Here is a 20,689-nt window from a genome sequence, read left to right as displayed (position 1 = left end):
TCCCGAGTTCACTCAAAAAGGTTCCTGATTGTTGCCACAGACAGGAACATCCGCAGTGGCATTGATGGCAGCGGCTGAAACCCATAGCCGGCGTATAACGCGGTGCGAGGTCTGGTTTTTTCGACATTGCCGCAATCGAGTACGTCGAGGATCACGACTGCTATCCCGATCTGGTCCGCGACGGCCACGATGCGTTTGAGGCAATGTGCCAGGAGATCATCGCCGTAGCCGCCACCCTTATGACGTTCATCGCGTCCGATCGTGGAGATGTAAGCGGCGGGTATGTTTCCATGGCCTGGCCGGTTGCGCGCATATTTTTCGGGAAGATCCCGGTAGTTGATCGAGTGGCTGTTGATGGCGTAGAACCCAATGATAGACTTGCCGTCTTCGGTCATTACATAAACGCACAGATTGTCAGCCTTGGACAGCTTGCTGGCTGTCCTCTTGAGGAAATTATCGACCTAGGCAATGCCATAGGAAAAAGCCACCCGATCATGTTTGTCTGAATCGAGCAGCTCGATGATATGCCGCGCACCGTGGTCCGTCATTACTTCGAAACGACAGTTTCGCCGTGGCGGTAGAATGCTGCCTTCAGTCGCTCTGTCGGGGCCGGAGGGTTGTCAAGCGCATCAAAAAACGACTGGTGATCGACAGGCTTCAGGGTTGTCGTCTCATGCGCCGCGATCGTCTCGATGGCCGATTGATAGGCGGCGTTGATTGTGAACGCAGAATCATCGACGCCGGACAAAGCCGCAGCTCTATGGATCGCATTCTTGATACGTTCCTTGGTTCGGAAATTCATCCGTGCGGTATTGGGCTCATCGATTTCGGCGGTGACGTCTTTAAACGTAAGCATGGTCGCCTCCTCTTTGTTCTGTATTTTCTTGTATGGCTGTACGTCAAACTATGCCCCACGCCATAGCGCGCCCATGCTCAAAGTTGGGTTCGGTTCAAGAGCCGCTTAGTTCATGACCGTTTCTGAAACGAATGCAGGAAATGGAGAAAATAGGGGGAGGGGAAATTCCCTTGCAGTTCGCTCACGCTGGAGGCGTGCGTGGCGCTCAACAGAGACCGACTTCACGTTTTGAAATGAACGGTCACCGAAAATGAGTTCCCATTCCGTGCTTGTGCGGTCATGTCTTTGTGAAAGTTCGTATGAGCCATTGCTCGACGACACACGAACCAAAGAGCTGACAGCATGGAAAACCCGGTTGCACTGAATAGTCTTTCCGAGAACACGGTCTTTCGTGAAGGCGATGTTTTCGTACTCTTCGGCGAACTGTTCGGCCGCGGATACGCCACCGGCTTGCTCGACGAAGCAAGAAGGGCTGGAATGGAGATTGTGGGGATCACCGTCGGGCGGCGCGACGAGAACAACGCACTGCGGCCGCTCGACGCCGAGGAACTGTCTTCGGCGGAGGCCCAGCTGGGCGGCCGGATCATCAACATACCTCTTATGGCGGGTTTCGATCTCGATGCGCCCGCAGGCGGCCCAACGCCCACCGATCTCCTGGCAAAGATGACGCTTGAGAGCTGGGAACACGACAAGCTCGACTGGGACTATGTCGAGCAATGCCGCGACATCGCCACGGCACGTTTTACGGAGTCGCTTTCAAAAGTCATGGCCGTTCTCGACGGAATGATCGCCGCTGGCCGCAATGTTTTCTTCGCCCACACAATGGCCGGGGGCATCCCGAAGGCGAAGGTATTCCTGGTCGTCGCCAATCGAATCTACAAGGGGACAGGAACCCGCCACATGTCGTCGCAGACCTTGCTCGACAGTGACCTGGGAAAACTCATCCTGCAGAATTTTGACGACGTCTCCGCAAACACCTTTCGTCATCTCATTGATTTCAGCGCGGCGATCCGCGAGCGCGTGGAAGCCTCGGGCGGTCTAGTGAGATATACGGCCTATGGTTACCACGGATCGGCGGTCCTCATTGACGGAAGCTATCGTTGGCAGACCTACACCAACTACACCCAGGGTTACGCGAAGATGCGGCTCGAAGGCATTGCAGAGGAAGCCTGGGCGACAGGGATCAAGGCAACTGTCTATAACTGTCCCGAAATCCGGACCAATTCGTCTGATGTGTTCACGGGTATCGAACTGCCCCTGATACCGCTGCTGCTTGCGTTGAAGAAAGAAAACGGTGGCCAGTGGGCAGACGAACAATGGCAGGCCTGCCAGCAGCTTCTGGCCGACGGCTTAACCATGAACGATGTTTTCCGGAAGATTACCGACATGCAGGCCAGCGAGGTCATGCGTCCGTTCTATGACTTTTCGGCTTGGCCCATGGCGAACAGCCAGGCACAGGCCGATTTGACCATCGGCACGTCCAACGAGATCACCCAGATGCATCGGAATAACAAGTTGATGATCAGCGACCTCCTGAGCGGTCTCGTTGTGAAGGCAACCGGGCAGCTGATTTTCGGCGAATCTTCCGAACCCTCCGGTCCCGTCCTGTGGCTCAACCACGATATCGTGGCTCGGCGACTTAACGCTTCCCACCCGCGCTCGAAGTCTCCCGCGCCGCTTGTCGCGCAGGGAATGGAATCCTCGCACCTTGAGATGACGTGAAGGCTTCCCAGCTTAGCCTGGAAGCTGGGTGTTTTGGCTATGAAACGACGAATCTTGCAACAGGAATGCGCCGTCAAATCAGTCGATCAATCTGCCAGTTACGCATCCCGAAAGCAGCCGCTCTGAGCGGGGCTTTCGCTCGTCGCGAAACTCTTTATTGTTGGCTGCCGCAAATATCAGGCGCAAAACCGATGCAAAACTTGGGGTATTTGCGACACCGGAGACAGGAAATCGACAGTAAGACCATGATCGATGCAGCTGCCCGCATCATAGACCTTTATCGTCGCCATGCTGTCGTATGGACAACCGTGCGCGGTACGGTGCTGTCGGAGCGCGCGTGGATCGAGCGGTTTTCCGGCATGGTGCGGCAAGGGGCGACGGTGCTCGACATTGGATGCGGATCGGGCGAGCCTATCGCTCGTTACCTTACTGGCAGAGGTCATCCGGTTACCGGTGTGGACGGTTCGCCCGAGATGATCGCCCTATTTCGAGCCAATCTGCCCGGCGAGACAGCGGAAGTGGCGGATATGCGCTCGCTGAAACTGGATCGGAGATATGGCGGGCTTATCGCTTGGGACAGCTTCTTTCACCTTGCGCCTCACGATCAGCGCATGATGTTCCCCATCTTCCGCGACCATGTCGAACCGGAAGCACCATTACTGTTCACGAGCGGTCCCAACTTCGACGAAGCTATCGGCACGTTGGAAGGGGAGCCCCTCTATCATGCCAGCCTCGACCCCGACGAATACCGCCTGCTGCTCGACCAGAATGGCTTTGATGTTGTGGCTCATGTTGCGGAAGACCCTGACTGTGGCGGGCACACGGTCTGGTTGGCGCGTCAGCGGTAGCGGTGAGGGTATCGCGGAAATCCTGAATTCTGACCGTCGCGAAAGTCTGGCTAACATGCCGGACAAACCTTGACATTTTGCTGCGGCTTGACGAAGCGGCACTTGCCCACCAATCTTATCTAGGCGTGGCCTGCGCCCAACCTCCTAGACCTTCTCCAGCATGGTCTTGAACGGAGGCAAAGGGACTTTTGTCTCGGGGCATCCCTAAAAACAACGTGCCTCAATTGAACTCGAGGCTCATGCGGACAAGGTCGTCCCACATACTCTCCGCAAAACCGCGCAGCACGATGACTTCGAAGACCTGCGCGTCAAGGCGGGTGAGGTGGGCGGCGATGTGGCCGATCAGCGTTGTGGCGGAATGTCCCACCGGAAAAGCGGTGAGGGAAAGATCTACCGCCGTGCCCTTCGCAAGCACCCGTTCGACCATCTTGCCTTCGATGCGGATGCGCACGCGCCCCTGACTCTGGTCGACACCCGTTGCCTGCGGCTCAAGGGTGGCAAAAAGTGCCTTCATCTCCGCGTGAGACAAGGGCTCGCCAACGATGAACCATTGATCGGGAGAGACGGCGCGCACATCGCCTTTTGCAAGGCTGCGGAGACGGGTCTCGATATCCGAGGCGTCTGGCGCAGCCAGAACATGGATGATTGCGCCCTCCGGCATGGGTGAGAGTTTGACAGCGGCGGAGGAAATCTCCTCCTTCGTGCCAAGTACCGGGCGGAGTGTCGGCCGGAAATCAGATTTGAAATCAGACATGAAGCTTCTCGTTCTCAGGGTCGAAGAAAACCGGGTGACAAAGGCGGGCGGCGGTGAATTCGTTGCGCAGGCCGTTCCAGACAATGACTTCCTCGCCGTGTCTGCGTGCGCCGTTCTTGACGAGTGCGAGACCGATGGTTGAGCCGAGATGCGGGGAAAACGCGCTTGAGGTCACATAGCCCTGATCGTTCTCCAGCGTCGCCGCATCATCCCCTGAGAGAATGTGCGAGCCGGTGCGGAAGGACTGGTTGGGATCAAGCGGCATCACACCGACGAGGCCTGGCCGGTCGCTCGCGGAAAGCCCTTCGCGTTCCAGCATTCGCCGGCCGATGAAATCCGCTTTCGTGGTGGAGACCATTTTGCCAAAGCCTAGATCGGCGGGCACCACGGTGCCGTTGATCTCGTTATGGGTGACATGGCCCTTTTCGATGCGCAGCACGCCAAGCGCCTCGACGCCATAGGGCATGATGTTCTCGGATTTGCCTGCTTCCATCAGCGCATCTGCAACGCTTTCGCCATAACCGGCGGGAACGGCGATCTCGTAAGCCAGTTCGCCGGAGAAGGAAATCCGGAACAGGCGACCATGCAGTTGCCCGCCGAAGAGCGAGATATCCCGGACCGCAAGGAAGGGAAAGGCATCGTCGGAGATATCCTCGTCAACGACCTTCTGGAGGATGGTGCGTGCCTTGGGACCGGCGATCGCCATCTGCGCCCAGTGGTCGGTGACGGAGGCAAGGCGCACGTCGAGGTCCGGCCAGAGCGCCTGCGCGCAGAATTCCAGGTGGTTCATGACACCCGCCGCATAGGCCGTGGTGGTCGTCATGAAGAAGCGGTTTTCCTCCAGCCGGCTGGTGGTGCCGTCGTCATAGATCATGCCGTCTTCGCGCAGCATCAGGCCGTATCTAGCCTTGCCGACCGGCAGCTTGAGAAAAGCGTTGCAATAGACCCGATTAAGGAATTCGGCGGCGTCGTTACCGCAAATCTCGATCTTGCCGAGCATCGATACGTCGCAGAGTCCGGCATTTTTGCGCACGTTCAGAACCTCGCGATCGACACTTTCCCGCCAGCCGCTTTCACCTTTGCGAGGAAACCAGGAGGAGCGGTACCAGAGTCCGGTTTCGACAAAGATTGCACCGTTTTTTTCCGCCCAGCCGTGCAGCGGCGATTTGCGCACCGGCTGGAAATGATGACCGTGATAGGCCCCGGTCAGTGCGCCGAAAGAGACGGGCGTATAAAAGGGCCGGAAGGTGGTGGTGCCCACATCCGCCGGTGAAACGCCGCGCGCCTCGGCCAGAAGCCCGATGGCATTGACGTTCGACAGCTTGCCCTGATCCGTCGCCATGCCGTTCGTCGTGTAACGCTTGGCAAGTTCGACATGGCCGTAACCTTCGCTGACGGCGAGGCCGAGATCCTTGCGATGAACATCGTTCTGGTAATCGACAAAGGCTTTCGCCTTGATGCCGGGGATTGACCAGAGCGGCTTTGCCGGCGAGGCCACGATATTGTCTTCCACCACGCCGAATATGGCTGGGGTCGCGGAAAAGCCGAGATTCTGTACGAGTGCCGCTCCCTTTTTCGCGCCGTCCTCAAGGCAGGCGGCGATGCCGTTTACAACGGAAACAGCGCCGGCGAGTTCGAGCCCGTTGAGATTGCCGGGTGCAAGGAAAGCGGCCTCGTCTTCCGACCAGACGGGTCTGCCACCGCGGTGGCAGGCGAGATGGATAATGGGGCTGAAGCCGCCCGACATTGCCAGCGCATCGACATCAAGGCTCTCCCTGCGGCCATTCGAATAAATCTCGATAGCGGAAAGCGCCTTGCCGCCCCTCGCATTTGAAACGACGGCTCCCGTGATGATACGGGCTTTGCCGTTGTAGCTGAGATTACCCTGCTCACGGCTGTCGATGATGGCGGACAGATTAACGCCCTTTGCTTCCAGGTCGCGGGCCAGAGCGTAACCGCTGTCATTGGTGGTGAAGATTGCCGTCGCCTTGCCGGGGCTTATGGCGTAGCGGTTGAGATAGCTGCGCATGGCGCTTGCCATCATCACACCCGGAATGTCGTTGCCGCCGAAGACCAGCGGCCGCTCTTCTGCGCCCGTGGCAAGCAGCGCCCGCTTGGCGACGATGCGCCACAGGCGCTCCACCGGCATATGAGCTTGCGGGTCGGGCAGGTGTTTCTGCACCCGCTCCACGGCACCAAAGACATTGCCGTCGTACCAGCCAAAGGCTGTGGTGCGCGTAAGCACAGTCACATTCGGCAGGGCTTCAAGTTCGGCAATGCATTGCGCGGCGAAATCCGCAGCGATCTTGCCGTCGATGGTCGCGGTCTCGGACAAAAGCCCACCACCCGCGACGGAATGTTCATCGAGAATGATGACGCGCGCCCCGCTGCGTCCTGCGGTAAGGGCTGCGGCAAGGCCTGCCGCGCCCGAACCGATCACCAGCAGATCGCAGTGCGCCCAGCATTTGTCATAGGTGTCCGGGTCTGCCTCATAGCTTGCCTTGCCGAGGCCGGCCGCCTTGCGGATGAAAGGCTCATAGATCTTTTCCCAGAAGGCGGCGGGCCACATGAAGGTCTTGTAGTAAAAACCCGCGCCGAGGAAGGGCGAGAGGAGACCGGTCAGCGCGCCGATATCGAAATCGAGGGATGGCCAGCGGTTCTGGCTTTTCGCCTCCAGCCCGGCATAAAGCTCCTGCATGGTGGCGCGGGTATTCGGCTCCGTGCGGCCGCCGCTGCCAATGGTCACCAAGGCGTTCGGCTCTGCTGCGCCCGCCGTCAATATGCCGCGCGGGCGATGGTATTTGAAACTGCGGCCGACGAGTTTCTGGCCATTGGCGAGCAGGGCAGAGGCGAGGCTGTCGCCCTTAAAACCCACCATCGGCTTGCCGTCGAAGCTGAAGGAAAGCGGTTGCGAGCGGTCGATCAGGCCGCCGGTTTTCAAGCGGTTGGACGTCATGCGCCTGTCACTTCCTTTTTCCCGGCTGCGTCGCGGCATGTGGATATCTCGTGGGTGACCGTGTCGCGCGTGACGACCAGCCAGCGGCGACAACCGGATGTGTGATGCCAATATTCCTCATAGGCTCCGCGCGGATTGTCGCGCAGATAGACATAATCGAACCATTCCGCGGCGTCGGCATCTGCCGTCGGTCGCTGAAGGGCCGCGCCCTTGATGGTGAATTCTTCCCTGGGTCTTGGCCCGCAATGCGGGCAGGGCACGAGACTAGCCATTTCAGATGTCCTTGGTCCGCCGGATTAGTGAAGGTTGGGCTGGGCGCCCTGGCCCTTTTCATCGATAAGATAACCGCGCCGGAAACGGTCCAGCCGGAAGGCCGCTGCCGTTTCCTGCGGCGTGCCACGTGCGAGAAGATGGGCGAAGCAGAAGCCGGAGGCTGGTGTTGCCTTGAACCCGCCGTAACACCAGCCGGCATTCAGATAGAGATTGTCGATCGGCGTTTTGTCGATAATCGGCGAGCCATCCATCGACATGTCCATGATGCCGCCCCAGGAGCGCAGAACCCTGACGCGGGAAAGCGCCGGTATCATTGCCTTGCCGGCTTCGGCGACATGTTCCACTATCGCCAGATTGCCGCGCTGGGCATAGGAATTGTAACCGTCAATATCGCCACCAAAGACGAGGCCCCCCTTATCCGATTGCGAGACGTAAAAATGGCCCGCCCCGAAGGTGACGACACCGTCGATGAAGGGTTTCAGCCCTTCTGAAACGAAGGCCTGCAAGACATGGCTTTCGATCGGCAGCTTCAGCCCGGCCATGCCGGCAACCTGTGAGGAATTGCCGGCCGCCGCCAACGCCAGCTTGCCGCAGCCTATGAAGCCCCTGCTGGTTTCGACGCCTACGACCTTGCCGCCTTCGCGGCGAATGCCGGTCACTTCACAGCCCTGGATAATATCGACGCCGCGTTGATCGGCGCCGCGCGCATAACCCCAGGCCACAGCATCGTGACGGACGGTGCCGCCGCGCCTTTGCAGCAGGCCGCCCTGAACGGGAAAACGGGCATTGTCGAAATCGAGAAATGGCAACATTGCCTTTACCGAGGTGCGGTCCAGCAATTCGGCATCAACACCGTGCAGTCGCATGGCGTTGCCGCGCCGGGTATAGGCGTCGCGCTGCGCATCCGAATGGAAGAGGTTCAACACGCCACGCTGAGAGACCATGGCATTGAAGTTGAAATCCTGCTCCAGCCCTTCCCACAGCTTCATCGAAAGCTCGTAGAAGGGGTTGTTGCCCGGCAGCAGATAGTTGGAGCGGATAATCGTTGTATTGCGGCCGACATTGCCGGAGCCGATATAGTTTTTCTCCAGCACCGCGATATTGGTGACGCCGAATTCCTTGGCGAGGTAATAGGCCGTCGCCAGCCCGTGCCCGCCGCCGCCAACGATGATGATGTCGTAATGCGGTTTCGGCGACACATCCCGCCACGCAGGCTTCCACGCCTTGTTGCCGAAAAGGCCGTTCATGAAAATGGAAAAAGCGGAATAACGCATCTGGCGTACCTCGAACGATATCGCAGGAGTTTAACTGCGTCATCCAATATAGAATTGCAAGAAAGAGACGTTTTGATATAGAAAAGGGACATGATCACTATTGAGCAGAAAAACGTCCAGCACATCGGTTTTGTCCTTGTTCCGAATTTCGCGCTGATGTCTTACGCCTCGGCAGCAGAACCGCTGCGGGCCGCCAATCTGATCGCCGGAACCGATCTCTACGAGGTCGTTCCCCTGTCCCTCAATGGCGAGGCCGTGGGAAGCTCTTCCGGCATAACTGTCAACTGCGAGGCACTCGCCGACGCGGGCGAGCGATGCCATACGATCTTCGTCTGCGCTGGCGGCGGACCGCAGGACTGGGCGGTTGCGGAGAGCTCTTTCGGGACGTTGCGACGGTTGGCGCGGCAGGGTGTGAGGATAGGGGGCATTTCCAGCGGCGCGTATGTGCTGGCGGCGGCCGGATTGCTGGACAACCGCAATTTCACCATCCATTGGGAACACGCGCCGGTATTAAGAGAAGCCTTTGGCCATCTCACGCCCCGGCAGGCGCGGTTTGTTTTCGATGGCGACCGCATCACCTGCGCCGGCGGCGTGGCGCCGCTGGACATGATGCATGCGATGATTTCGCAAAGGATGGGAGCTCATTTCGCAAGACGTGTCAGCGACTGGTATCTGCACACGGCCGTCGCCGAACCCGGCGCGCCGCAACGCGGCTCCTTGGCGGAACGCTACGGCATCAACCACCCGGCTTTGCTGACCGTGCTGGAGAAAATGGAAACGACCATCGAAAGCCCGCTCGACCGGGGAACCATGGCGAAACTGGCGGGGACAAGCGCGCGGCATCTCGATCGGCTTTTCGCGACCCATCTCAAAACGACGTTTCTCGAAACCTACCGTGCGATCCGCCTCGATCACGCGCGCCGCCTGCTCGAGCAAAGTCCACTATCCATCGCGGAAGTTGCCTTCGCCACGGGCTTTTCCAGCGCTGGTCATTTTTCGGGAAGCTTCAAGGCGCGTTTTGGCCACACGCCGAATGCGGCGCGGCAAAAATTTCCTCCGAGTTAAGATAGTTTTCCTGTAAGGAAGAGAAAACACGATATTGCCGGAGGACCCATGGCAAAGGACACCACCAAGACCGAACAAGCGCAGTTCCTGTCGCAGGACCCGCATGCCGTTCGCGAGCCGAGGGTCAATAATCTGGAAATGGCGATAGGGCATGAAGTGCGGGCCTATCGCAAGAAACTCGGCATCACGGTCACCGATCTCGCATCGGCCACCGGCGTTTCCGTTGGCATGCTTTCGAAAATCGAAAACGGTAATATCTCCCCATCACTCACCACGCTGCAGACGCTGTCAAAGGCTTTGGGCGTGCCGATCACGGCCTTCTTTCGCGGCTTCGAAGAGCCGCGCAGCGCAACCTTCGTCAAAGCGGGCCAAGGCGTGAACATCGACCGCAGAGGCACTCGCGCCGGCCATCAATACAGCCTGCTTGGCCATATCGACAACAATACCAGCGGCGTCACCGTCGAGCCCTATCTCATCACCCTGACTAGAGATTCGGATGTATTCCCGACTTTCCAGCACGAGGGAATGGAGTTTCTCTACATGCTGGAAGGCGAGGTGGTTTATCGCCACGGAGAGCAGCTTTTCACCATGCAGACCGGCGACAGCCTGTTTTTCGATGCCGACGCGCCGCATGGGCCGGAAGAACTGGTGAAGCTTCCCGCGCGTTATCTGTCGATCATTTCCTATCCGCAACGGCGGCAGAACAACGATTAAAAGTTGCCTTAGAAGAAAAAAATATTCCTGATAGTTGACGGAACGGAATTCCATATGCTAGCTCTTCATTCAGAAACGAATGGAGGTGCCTGTCGATGTGCGGCATTGTTGGACTATTCCTGAAAGACAAAAGCCTTGAATCGCAGCTGGGTGAGCTGCTTTCGGACATGCTCGTGACCATGACGGATCGTGGACCGGATTCCGCTGGCATCGCGATCTATGGAGGCGCTGCCGATGGCCGGGCAAAAGTGACCATCCAGTCGGCCGATCCCACGGCTGATTTTTCGGGCCTCGCCGAAGCGCTGAAGGAAAATGGCGTTGAAGCCTCGGTTGTGGTGAAAAGCACCCATGCGGTCTTGGATATTCCATCGGAAAAGCTCACGGAAATTCGCTCGGTCCTTGCTGCCATTCGTCCCAATGTACGGGTGATGGGCTCCGGCGACAGCGTTGAAATCTACAAGGAAACCGGCCTGCCGAAAGATGTCGTCGCCCGTTTTGGCGTGCGCTCCATGGCGGGCAGCCACGGCATCGGCCATACTCGCATGGCAACGGAATCGGCTGTGACGACGCTTGGCGCGCACCCCTTTTCCACCGGTGCCGACCAGTGCCTGGTACACAACGGTTCGCTCTCCAACCACAACAATCTACGTCGGGAACTGGTGCGCGAGGGCATGACCTTCGAAACCCAGAACGACTCGGAAGTGGCCGCTGCCTATCTCACGGCTGAGATGGCCAAGGGCAAGGATCTGGGCGAGGCGCTGACCGGTGCACTCGATGATCTCGACGGGTTCTTCACCTTCGTCGTGGGCACGAAATCCGGCTTTGGCGTGGTGCGTGATCCCATCGCCTGCAAGCCGGCGGTGATGGCCGAGACCGATCAATATGTCGCTTTCGGCTCCGAATACCGCGCGCTCGTCAATCTGCCCGGTATCGAAAATGCCCGCGTCTGGGAGCCGGAGCCGGCGACCGTCTATTTCTGGGACCATGAAAAGGCCGCGTGAAACCGTCATCGGCGCATATTGCGAAAGTCATATCCATGCCAGTTTTCGATCTCTCCCACACGCCTTTGCGTGAACTCAACAGCGCGCTCCACGGCCTTTCCTCGGGCGCAAACGACACCGAATTCGAAGTCGTCAATCCGCGCGGCCACCACGCCGTCGCAGTCGGTATCGACAGCTCCGTCATCGTCGATGTTCGCGGCTCGGTCGGTTATTATTGTGCCGGCATGAATGATGGCGGCACCGTCACCGTCCACGGTTCAGCGGGCCCAGGTGTTGCAGAAAACATGATGTCCGGCACCGTCGTCATCGAGGGTGACGCTTCGCAATATGCAGGTGCCACCGGTCGCGGCGGGCTTCTGGTCATCAAGGGCAATGCCGCTTCCCGTTGCGGCATTTCCATGAAGGGCATCGATATCGTCGTGAAGGGGAATATCGGCCACATGTCCGCTTTTATGGGCCAGTCCGGCCACCTCGTTGTCTGCGGTGATGCGGGTGATGCGCTGGGTGACTCCCTCTATGAAGCGAAGCTTTTCGTGCGCGGCTCGGTCAAAAGCCTGGGTGCCGATTGCATCGAGAAGGAAATGCGGCCCGAACATCTGGAGAAGCTTGCCGAACTTCTTGAAAAAGCCGGCGTCTCCGATGTCAGCCCAAGCGAGTTCAAACGCTACGGTTCGGCCCGCACGCTCTACAATTTCAACATCGACAACGCCGACGCGTATTGAGGCGAGGGATATTCCGATGAGCTATCACAACCCCTTCACCCCGCCGCGTAAATCCGCGACCTTCGATGACCACACGCTGGCGGAAATCCGCCGCGCGGCGGCGACCGGCATCTATGACATTCGCGGTGCGGGCACCAAACGGAAGGTCCCGCATTTTGATGACCTGCTGTTTCTCGGTGCGTCTATCTCGCGTTACCCGCTCGAAGGTTACCGCGAGAAATGCGATACGACCGTGACACTCGGCACGCGCTTCGCCAGGAAGCCGATCACATTGAAAACGCCGATCACCATTGCCGGGATGAGCTTCGGCGCGCTTTCCGGCAATGCCAAGGAGGCGCTTGGCCGTGGCGCGACGATTGCCGGCACATCCACCACGACGGGCGACGGCGGCATGACGGATGAGGAGCGCGGCCACAGCCAGACACTGGTCTACCAGTATCTGCCATCGCGTTACGGCATGAACCCGAAGGATTTGCGCCGCGCGGATGCTATTGAGGTCGTTGTCGGCCAGGGCGCAAAACCGGGCGGCGGAGGCATGCTGCTCGGCCAGAAGATTTCCGATCGTGTCGCCAATATGCGCAACCTGCCGAAGGGCATCGATCAGCGTTCCGCCTGCCGCCATCCAGACTGGACCGGTCCGGACGATCTGGAAATCAAGATCCTCGAACTGCGCGAAATCACCGATTGGGAAAAGCCGATCTACATCAAGGTTGGCGGCGCACGCCCCTATTACGACACTGCGCTGGCGGTGAAGGCCGGTGCCGATGTGGTGGTGCTTGATGGCATGCAGGGCGGTACGGCGGCGACGCAGGATGTCTTCATCGAAAATGTCGGCATGCCCACGCTTGCCTGCATTCGCCCCGCCGTGCAGGCGCTGCAGGATCTCGGCATGCACCGTAAGGTGCAGTTGATCGTCTCCGGCGGCATTCGTTCGGGTGCGGATGTCGCCAAGGCGCTGGCGCTTGGTGCCGATGCGGTCGCCATCGGAACGGCGGCTCTGGTGGCGCTTGGCGACAATGATCCGCATTGGGAAGACGAATACCGGAAGCTCGGCACCACGGCCGGCGCTTATGATGACTGGCATGAGGGCAAAGACCCCGCCGGCATCACAACGCAAGACCCGGAACTTGCCGCGCGTCTCGATCCAGTCGCCGCCGGGCGCCGCCTTGCCAACTATCTCAAGGTCATGACGCTGGAGGCGCAAACCATCGCGCGCGCCTGCGGCAAGAACCATCTCCACAATCTGGAGCCGGAAGATCTGGTTGCGCTGACGATGGAGGCCGCCGCGATGGCGCAAGTTCCGCTGGCGGGAACAAACTGGTTTCCGGGGAAGGGCAGCTTTTAAAAAACACGAAGAACGGACGGACGCATTTGGGAGGATGTGTCCGTCTTTTTTGATGAAGTGTCTGATACCAAAAAAAGGGGAATGACGTGACACTGGACCTCTCCAAATTTGCTGCCGAAAAAGGCGTCAAATATTTCATGATCAGCTATACCGATCTCTTCGGTGGCCAGCGCGCCAAGCTGGTCCCCGCAGAAGCCATTGCAGATATGCAGAAGGGCGGGGCGGGTTTTGCCGGTTTCGCCACGTGGTTCGATCTGACGCCGGCCCATCCGGATCTTTTCGCCATGCCCGACGCCTCGTCGGTCATCCAGCTTCCATGGAAAAAGGATGTAGCCTGGGTTGCTGCCGATTGCGTCATGGAAGACCAGCCGGTGGAACAGGCGCCGCGCGTGGTCTTGAAAAAGCTCATTGCGGAAGCGGCCGGAGAGGGGCTGCGGGTCAAAACCGGCGTAGAGCCGGAATTTTTCCTGATTTCGCCGGACGGCGCGAAAATCTCCGACGAATACGATACGGCGGAAAAGCCGTGCTACGACCAGCAGGCGGTGATGCGCCGCTACGACGTGATCGCCGAGATTTGCGATTACATGCTGGAATTGGGCTGGAAGCCCTATCAGAACGACCATGAGGACGCGAACGGCCAGTTTGAGATGAACTGGGAATATGACGATGCGCTTCAGACGGCCGACAAGCATTCTTTCTTCAAGTTCATGGTGAAGTCGGTTGCTGAAAAGCACGGGCTGCGCGCTACCTTCATGCCGAAGCCTTTCAAGGGGCTGACCGGCAACGGCTGCCATGCCCATATTTCGGTCTGGGACCTGGAGGGCAAGGTCAACGCGTTTGCCGACAAGGCAATGCCTTTCGGGCTCTCCGCAAAGGGCAAGACGTTTCTGGGCGGTATCATGAAACACGCTTCCGCTCTTGCGGCCGTCACCAACCCGACGGTCAACTCCTACAAGCGTATCAATGCACCGCGGACCATCTCGGGTGCGACCTGGGCGCCGAACACGGTCACCTGGACCGGGAACAACCGCACCCACATGGTGCGCGTGCCAGGGCCGGGGCGTTTCGAACTGCGTCTGCCGGATGGCGCCGTGAACCCCTACCTGCTGCAGGCCATCATCATTGCGGCCGGCCTCTCGGGTGTCCGCTCGCAGGCTGATCCTGGTCCGCATTACGATATCGACATGTATCGCGAAGGTCATACCGTGACGAATGCGCCGAAACTGCCGCTCAATCTTCTCGATGCGCTGCGCGAATACGAGAAGGATGAGGAATTGCAGCAGGCATTGGGCATGGAGTTCTCAAAGGCCTATCTGAAGCTCAAACAGGGCGAGTGGAGCGCCTATTGCGCGCAATTCACCGCCTGGGAGCACCAGACCACGCTCGACGTTTGAGTTCGGGTTTCCCCGCCGCCCTCGCGGCTTTTCCCCGCGTTCGTCAAACAGCGCGGGGTTTTTCCAATATCGATGACAGAGAGAGTGCCGGATGACGAACTTCGTCCTGACCGTAACCTGCAAGTCCACCCGTGGCATCGTCGCTGCCCTTTCAGGCTTTCTCGCTGAAAGAGGTTGCAACATCGTCGATAGTTCGCAGTTCGATGACCTCGGTACGGGCCGTTTCTTCATGCGCGTGGGCTTTATTTCCGAAGAGGGAGCCAAGCGCGACGAGTTGATGGCCGGACTGATGCCGATCTCGCAGAAATTCGGCATGGAAGTGGCGCTGCACGATCAGTCCGAGCGGATGAAGGTCCTGCTGATGGTCTCGCGCTTCGGCCATTGCCTGAACGATCTGCTCTATCGCTGGCGCATCGGGGCCTTGCCGATTGATATTGTCGGCGTTGTCTCCAATCATTTCGACTACCAGAAGGTTGTCGTCAATCACGACATCCCCTTTCACCACATTCCGGTGACGAAGGAAAACAAGCCGCGGGCTGAAGCCCGGATTATGGATATTGCCGAAAGCACCGGAACCGAACTGATCGTGCTCGCGCGTTATATGCAGGTGCTTTCCGACAGGATGTGCGAGACGATGTCGGGGAAGATCATCAACATCCACCATTCTTTCCTGCCGTCCTTCAAGGGCGCCAACCCTTACAAGCAGGCCTATCAGCGTGGCGTGAAGCTGATCGGTGCGACGGCCCACTATGTCACCGCCGATCTCGACGAAGGTCCGATCATCGAGCAGGATATTGTACGTATTACCCATGCCCAGAGCGCCGAAGATTATGTTTCGCTCGGCCGGGATGTCGAGGCGCAGGTATTGGCACGCGCCATCCATGCCCATATCCACCACCGTACCTTCATCAACGGTAACCGTACCGTGGTCTTCCCGCCAGGCCCGGGCGCCTATGCATCGGAACGAATGGGGTGACGCGCCATTGCGACAAGCCGTCCGCGCGCTGTTGCCATAAACATGGTGCGCGGCTAAATAAGTTGGTACGCCATAATATAAAGAGCCAGAACCTGTTTTCACGCACGGCGAGCGGAAGCGGGATGTGCCAAACGAGGTGATACCATGACCGGTGCTTTGCAGGGAAATGCCATTCGCGTTGAGCGTCCGACCAAGACGCTGAGGGAGCTTGCGCTCGACAAGGTGCGCGACGCCATCGTGAACGGTTACTTCCGTCCGGGAGACCGCCTGGTGGAGCGCGATCTCTGCGCCCAGCTGGGCGTTTCCCGCACTATCGTACGCGAAGTCCTGCGGCATCTGGAGTCCGAGGGGCTGGTGGCGAATTTGCCGAACAAGGGGCCGATGGTTGCGCTGCTCGATCTCGCCGAGGCCAAGCAGATCTACGAAATCCGCGGTGCGCTGGAGGGAATGGCGGCGCGCCTTTGTGCGGAACGTCGCGATCCCGCCATTGTCGAGGCGCTTGAGGTTTCACTCGAACATATTCGCGAAAGTTACGTCGCCAGGGATATGCCCAGTGTTCTCGCGCATACCTCGTCTTTTTACCAGACGCTGTTCAGCAAGATCGACCGACATATCGCCTGGGGCGTTGTCAATTTGCTGACGGTGCGGATCAACCATCTTCGCTCCATGACGATCAAGACGAAAAGCCGTGACACCGAAGGTCCCGCGCAGATGAAAAAGATCGTCGATGCGATCCGGAAAGGTGATGGGGACGCCGCTTATAAAGCCGCTCTCGATCATGTCACCAGCGCATGTGCCATCGCCGAAGCCGTTCTCACCGCGCAAAAAACGGCTGATTAACGGTTTTTTGGCGCTCCATATTGTTTGTCTTGCGGTTGCCCAGTTGGTGGCCGCAAGCAGTCGATTTTTGATTTTGTTGTTGTTTTACAATAATTTAGAAAAACAAATAACCGCTTATTGACAGGGCAATCCGTTTGGTGTGATGGTATGCCATAATAAATAATATAAAGAGCGGAGCTTAATATGAACTGGAATCCGATTTCCCGGAAATGCATAGCCGTGCGCGCCAAAACCTCTCTGGCGGGCGTTGCCATCACTCTTCTTGCCGGTGCCGCCGTTGCTCAGGACTGCACGCCGAAAATATCGAACGATCACCTCATCAAGCCTGGCCATCTCGTGATGGCGACCAGCCCGACATTGCCGCCCATGGCTTATGCCGACCAACAGGGTGTACTCAAAGGCCTTCGTGTCGAGCTGGGTTATGAAATCGCCAAGCGCCTCTGCCTGAAGCCAGAATATATCAGCACTGAATATGCGACCATGGTGCCGGGCCTGCAGGGCGGCCGCTGGGACATGATCAATGCCGGCCTGTTCGTGACGGTAGAGCGTCGCAAGATCCTGTTCATGATCCCCTATGAAAATCTTGCCATCAGCATTTCAACGGCCGTCGGCGCGTCCGAGCCCATCACCAAGGTGGATGATCTGGCCGGCAAGGCCGTCAGCACCGATATCGGTGGCTATGCCGAGCGCAAGATCAAGGAATTGAACGAGGACTTCAAGAAACGCGGTCTTGCGCCGATGACCATCAATCTGTTCGACAATTACGCGACCGTCTATCAGGCGCTGCGGGCAGGCCAGGTTCAGGCGGCAGTCTCCATCGATCCTGTCGCCAAGCAGTACCAGGATCGCGGTGAGTTCACGCATGCACTTTCCGGCATGTATCCCACGCCCGGTTCACTTTCCTTTGGAAGCAAGGACGTCGCCACTGCCGTCTCTGCTGCTCTGAAGGAGATGAAGGCCGATGGTTCGCTTGAAAAGCTGATGGGTGGTTATGGTGTGAGCATCTCGCCCGGTGATCTCGCCGTTCTTGGCCCGGAAGGCTGAAATCCACTCGATCTGAACTGTCAGCGCGGCGGGAGAGTTCTCGCCGCGACCATTCCCGCATGAATTGGAGAAAGACGTGAAGGGTTGGAACTGGGAAGGTTTCTTCGAATACCTGACGAATTATTATCTTTTCGAGGGGGCTATGGTCACGCTCGGCCTCACGATTTTTGCCATGACGGCGGGTCTTGCGCTGGGTTTCGTCATCGCGGTGATGCGCATGTCGAAATACCGGTTCCTCTCCGGGCCGGCCTATTTCTACATCTGGATCTTTCGCGGCACGCCGCTGCTGGTGCAGCTCATCATCATTTATACCGGCTTGCCGCAGCTCGGCATCAAGCTGACGGTTCTCCAGTCCACCCTGATCGGCCTTTCGCTCTGCGAAGCCGCTTATCTTTCGGAAATCGTCCGGGCAGGTATAGCAGCGGTTCCGAAAGGCCAGATCAATGCGGCGCGCGCCATTGGCATGACCGAGGCGCAGGTGATGCGCTACATCGTTGCGCCGCAGGCCTTCCGCATCATCATTCCGCCGCTTGGCAATTCCGTGAATGGCGTGCTGAAGACAACGTCGATCGCCTCCATCATTTCCATGGAGGAACTGCTGCGTCGCACGCAGGTCCTCATCCAGGAAAAGTTTCTCGTTCTGGAGCTCTTCATGGTCGCGGCCCTTTATTACCTCGCCATGACGACCGCATGGGAACTCATCCAGCGCCGTATCGAGAAACGGTTCGGCAAGGCCTACGGCCCGATGTCGACCGACGTACACTAAGGAGAAGTCCCATGTCTCAGGCAACCAGCATGATCGAACTTCAATCCGTCAATAAATGGTACGGCCCGACCTTCCAGGTTCTGACCAATTGCAGCCTGAATGTCGCCAAGGGCGAAGTTGTCGTGATCTGCGGGCCGTCCGGTTCGGGCAAATCGACGCTGATCAAGTGCGTCAATGCGCTGGAGACGATCGGCAACGGCATCATCACCGTCAACGGGGTTGAGGTGACCAACCCCAAGACCGATATGCCGAAGCTGCGCTCCAAAGTGGGCATGGTGTTCCAGCATTTCGAACTCTTCCCGCATATGACGATCCTCGAAAACCTGTGCATCGGGCAGGAGAAGGTCCTCGGCCGCTCCCCGGCGGAGGCGCTGGTCAAAGCCAATGCGCTTCTCGAACGGGTAGGGCTGACAGCGCATGCCAAGAAATACCCGGGCCAACTTTCCGGCGGTCAGCAGCAGCGTGTCGCAATCGCCCGCGCGCTGGTGATGGATCCGGTCGCCATGCTTTTTGACGAGCCGACATCCGCGCTTGATCCGGAAATGATCAACGAGGTGCTCGACGTCATGGTCTCGCTCGCGCAAGAGGGCATGACGATGATGGTGGTGACGCATGAAATGGGATTTGCCCGCAAGGTTGCGGACCGCATCGTCTTCATGGATGGCGGCGAGATCGTCGAGATCGGCGAGGGTGACAGCTTCTTCACCAATCCGAAGACGGATCGCGCCCGCTCGTTCCTGTCGAAAATCCTGGCTCATTAAGGTTACGTTGACCGTAGTGGGACGACAAAATCCCGCTTCAGATCGTGTGCCTTCGGCCGTTCCTAACAATGCAGAATGATAGTGGCGGAGAACCGCAATGATAAACCGTGTCCTGATGCCTCGCGAAATGCTCATCGGCGGTGGCAGCCGTTTCCGATTGCCTTCGGTACTGAAATCTCTGGGGGTCAAACGCCCTCTGCTCGTCTGCGATCCCGTCATGCAGAAACTTGGCCATGCGGATGCGCTTTTGCGGGCGCTTGGCGGCGAGGGCATCGATGCCGCCATTTTTACGGATGTCGTGGAAGACCCGACGGACATATCCGTTGCCACCCTGGTGAAATGCATTTCCGATGGCGGCCATGACGGTCTTGTCGCACTCGGCGGAGGCAGCGCCATGGATACGGCGAAGGCAGGCGCCATCGTCGCAACCAGTGGCGAAGAGCTGCGGGTGCTGAAAGTTCCGAGGATCGTGGATTTCGCCGTCATGCCGGTGATTGCCATACCCACAACCGCCGGAACCGGATCGGAAGTGACGCGCGCCGCCGTCGTGACGGATACGGCTGCCAGCGAAAAAATGCTTATCCTCGGCACCGCCGCTTTGCCCGTTGCGGCCATCATCGACTACGAGCTGACGCTGACCTGCCCTTACCGCGTCACGGTCGATACCGGCATAGATGCGCTGACCCATGCGCTGGAGGCGCTGGTCAACCGCAACGGTAATGCCCATTCCGAGGCGTTGGCGCTTTCCGCGCTGAAACTGATCGGTGCAAATCTCGAAAAAGTGGCGAACGACCCGCAGAACCGCGAAGCGCGTGAAGCAATGATGCTCGGGGCGACCCATGCGGGTCTTGCTGTTTCCAACACATCGACCGCGTTGATCCATGGCCTCAGCCGGCCGATCGGCGCCTTTTTCCATGTTCCGCACGGTATGTCGAATGCGATGGTGCTGCCGCTGGTCACGCAGTTTTCGTTGAATTCCGCTCTGCCGCAGTATGCCGCCGCTGCCCGCGCACTTGGTTGCGCAAGTTCGACGGACAGCGACCAGATTGCTGGTGCAAAGCTGGTTGAAGCTTTTATCGGCCTGAACAGGCGGCTGAAGGTGCCGACCCCGCAGGAATTCGGCATCGATAGAACCCGCTATCTCGATCTCCTGCCGGAAATGGTGCGGCAAGGCCTTGCCTCCGGCACGCCGGCAAATAACCCACGGGTTCCGACGACAGCTGAAATGACGCGCCTTTACGAACTGGCCTTTGACGGCCGGACGGAAGAGTCCTGAGCCATAACGCCCTGTAAGAATTGCCATTTTACGTGACTTCAAGCCACAGATTTCCACCACTTGACAGTATCCTATTATGGCATACCATAAGACATCATATTT

At 58.5% G+C, this 20,689-nt stretch carries 20 protein-coding genes; 14 read left to right on the top strand and 6 right to left on the bottom strand.

The genetic code is table 11. From position 1 onward, the window contains the following. Positions 1-8: 8 nt before the first annotated feature. Together RS75_RS11020 and RS75_RS11015 are read right to left on the bottom strand one after the other, a co-directional pair. A complete protein-coding gene (locus RS75_RS11020; RefSeq protein WP_234704247.1) occupies positions 9-395 on the bottom strand; it encodes a GNAT family N-acetyltransferase in 387 nt (128 codons plus the stop codon). A 152-nt stretch (positions 396-547) separates the two neighbouring features. Further along, a complete protein-coding gene (locus RS75_RS11015; RefSeq protein WP_045020308.1) occupies positions 548-856 on the bottom strand; it encodes a type II toxin-antitoxin system TacA family antitoxin in 309 nt (102 codons plus the stop codon). Between the two features lie 342 nt (positions 857-1,198). On the opposite strand from RS75_RS11015, the gene RS75_RS11010 reads away from it, so the two are divergent. Together RS75_RS11010 and RS75_RS11005 are read left to right on the top strand one after the other, a co-directional pair. Beyond that, on the top strand, positions 1,199-2,578 hold the full coding sequence (locus RS75_RS11010) for an enoyl ACP reductase FabMG family protein (RefSeq protein WP_045020306.1): 1,380 nt from the start codon (positions 1,199-1,201) through the stop codon (positions 2,576-2,578). A 245-nt stretch (positions 2,579-2,823) separates the two neighbouring features. Further along, positions 2,824-3,426, top strand: coding sequence for a class I SAM-dependent DNA methyltransferase (locus RS75_RS11005; protein WP_045020580.1), 603 nt, complete (start codon positions 2,824-2,826; stop codon positions 3,424-3,426). Between the two features lie 220 nt (positions 3,427-3,646). Here RS75_RS11005 and soxG read toward each other — a convergent pair whose 3' ends face one another. From soxG to RS75_RS10985, 4 genes are read right to left on the bottom strand one after another with little or no spacing between them, the layout of a single operon-like run. Further along, positions 3,647-4,180, bottom strand: a complete 534-nt coding sequence (soxG, locus tag RS75_RS11000) for a sarcosine oxidase subunit gamma family protein (protein ID WP_045020304.1) — start codon at positions 4,178-4,180, stop codon at positions 3,647-3,649. Then, complete coding sequence (locus RS75_RS10995) at positions 4,173-7,136, bottom strand: sarcosine oxidase subunit alpha (RefSeq protein WP_045020302.1); 2,964 nt, start codon at positions 7,134-7,136, stop codon at positions 4,173-4,175. Before RS75_RS10995 ends, soxG begins: the two co-directional genes overlap by 8 nt. Next, positions 7,133-7,408: a sarcosine oxidase subunit delta family protein gene (locus RS75_RS10990; protein WP_045020301.1), complete on the bottom strand. Its 276-nt coding sequence runs from the start codon at positions 7,406-7,408 to the stop codon at positions 7,133-7,135. The genes RS75_RS10995 and RS75_RS10990 overlap by 4 nt, the downstream gene beginning before the upstream one ends. Positions 7,409-7,432: 24 nt before the next feature. Beyond that, positions 7,433-8,683 (bottom strand): sarcosine oxidase subunit beta family protein, encoded by a 1,251-nt coding sequence (locus RS75_RS10985; RefSeq protein WP_045020299.1) that lies wholly within the window; start codon positions 8,681-8,683, stop codon positions 7,433-7,435. Positions 8,684-8,773: 90 nt separating this feature from the next. On the opposite strand from RS75_RS10985, the gene RS75_RS10980 reads away from it, so the two are divergent. From RS75_RS10980 to RS75_RS10925, 12 genes are all read left to right on the top strand, one after another. Further along, a complete protein-coding gene (locus tag RS75_RS10980; RefSeq protein WP_045020297.1) occupies positions 8,774-9,748 on the top strand; it encodes a GlxA family transcriptional regulator in 975 nt (324 codons plus the stop codon). A 48-nt stretch (positions 9,749-9,796) separates the two neighbouring features. Then, positions 9,797-10,462 (top strand): helix-turn-helix domain-containing protein, encoded by a 666-nt coding sequence (locus RS75_RS10975; RefSeq protein ID WP_045020295.1) that lies wholly within the window; start codon positions 9,797-9,799, stop codon positions 10,460-10,462. A gap of 95 nt (positions 10,463-10,557) precedes the next feature. Then, positions 10,558-11,463: a class II glutamine amidotransferase gene (locus RS75_RS10970; RefSeq protein WP_045020292.1), complete on the top strand. Its 906-nt coding sequence runs from the start codon at positions 10,558-10,560 to the stop codon at positions 11,461-11,463. Between the two features lie 35 nt (positions 11,464-11,498). Next, positions 11,499-12,185 carry a GltB/FmdC/FwdC-like GXGXG domain-containing protein gene (locus RS75_RS10965; protein WP_045020578.1) on the top strand — a complete coding sequence of 229 codons (687 nt, stop codon included), beginning with the start codon at positions 11,499-11,501 and terminating at the stop codon, positions 12,183-12,185. A gap of 16 nt (positions 12,186-12,201) precedes the next feature. After that, positions 12,202-13,530 (top strand): FMN-binding glutamate synthase family protein, encoded by a 1,329-nt coding sequence (locus tag RS75_RS10960; RefSeq protein ID WP_045020290.1) that lies wholly within the window; start codon positions 12,202-12,204, stop codon positions 13,528-13,530. A gap of 86 nt (positions 13,531-13,616) precedes the next feature. After that, positions 13,617-14,924, top strand: a complete 1,308-nt coding sequence (glnT, locus tag RS75_RS10955; RefSeq protein ID WP_045020288.1) for a type III glutamate--ammonia ligase — start codon at positions 13,617-13,619, stop codon at positions 14,922-14,924. Positions 14,925-15,015: 91 nt separating this feature from the next. Further along, complete coding sequence (gene purU / locus RS75_RS10950) at positions 15,016-15,900, top strand: formyltetrahydrofolate deformylase (RefSeq protein ID WP_045020286.1); 885 nt, start codon at positions 15,016-15,018, stop codon at positions 15,898-15,900. A 144-nt stretch (positions 15,901-16,044) separates the two neighbouring features. After that, positions 16,045-16,740 carry a GntR family transcriptional regulator gene (locus RS75_RS10945; protein WP_045020285.1) on the top strand — a complete coding sequence of 232 codons (696 nt, stop codon included), beginning with the start codon at positions 16,045-16,047 and terminating at the stop codon, positions 16,738-16,740. A gap of 183 nt (positions 16,741-16,923) precedes the next feature. Beyond that, positions 16,924-17,784, top strand: coding sequence for a transporter substrate-binding domain-containing protein (locus RS75_RS10940; protein ID WP_052679671.1), 861 nt, complete (start codon positions 16,924-16,926; stop codon positions 17,782-17,784). A 76-nt stretch (positions 17,785-17,860) separates the two neighbouring features. Next, positions 17,861-18,550, top strand: coding sequence for an amino acid ABC transporter permease (locus RS75_RS10935; RefSeq protein WP_045020282.1), 690 nt, complete (start codon positions 17,861-17,863; stop codon positions 18,548-18,550). Positions 18,551-18,579: 29 nt separating this feature from the next. Further along, complete coding sequence (locus RS75_RS10930; RefSeq protein ID WP_084686795.1) at positions 18,580-19,311, top strand: amino acid ABC transporter ATP-binding protein; 732 nt, start codon at positions 18,580-18,582, stop codon at positions 19,309-19,311. 97 nt (positions 19,312-19,408) lie between these two features. Then, positions 19,409-20,587 carry an iron-containing alcohol dehydrogenase gene (locus RS75_RS10925; RefSeq protein ID WP_045020278.1) on the top strand — a complete coding sequence of 393 codons (1,179 nt, stop codon included), beginning with the start codon at positions 19,409-19,411 and terminating at the stop codon, positions 20,585-20,587. The last annotated feature ends 102 nt before the right edge of the window (positions 20,588-20,689 follow it).

Source organism: Rhizobium nepotum 39/7 (assembly GCF_000949865.1).
In the GTDB taxonomy this organism is placed as follows: Bacteria; Pseudomonadota; Alphaproteobacteria; order Rhizobiales; family Rhizobiaceae; genus Agrobacterium; species Agrobacterium nepotum.
This window is presented reverse-complemented; position numbering and strand designations above follow the sequence as displayed.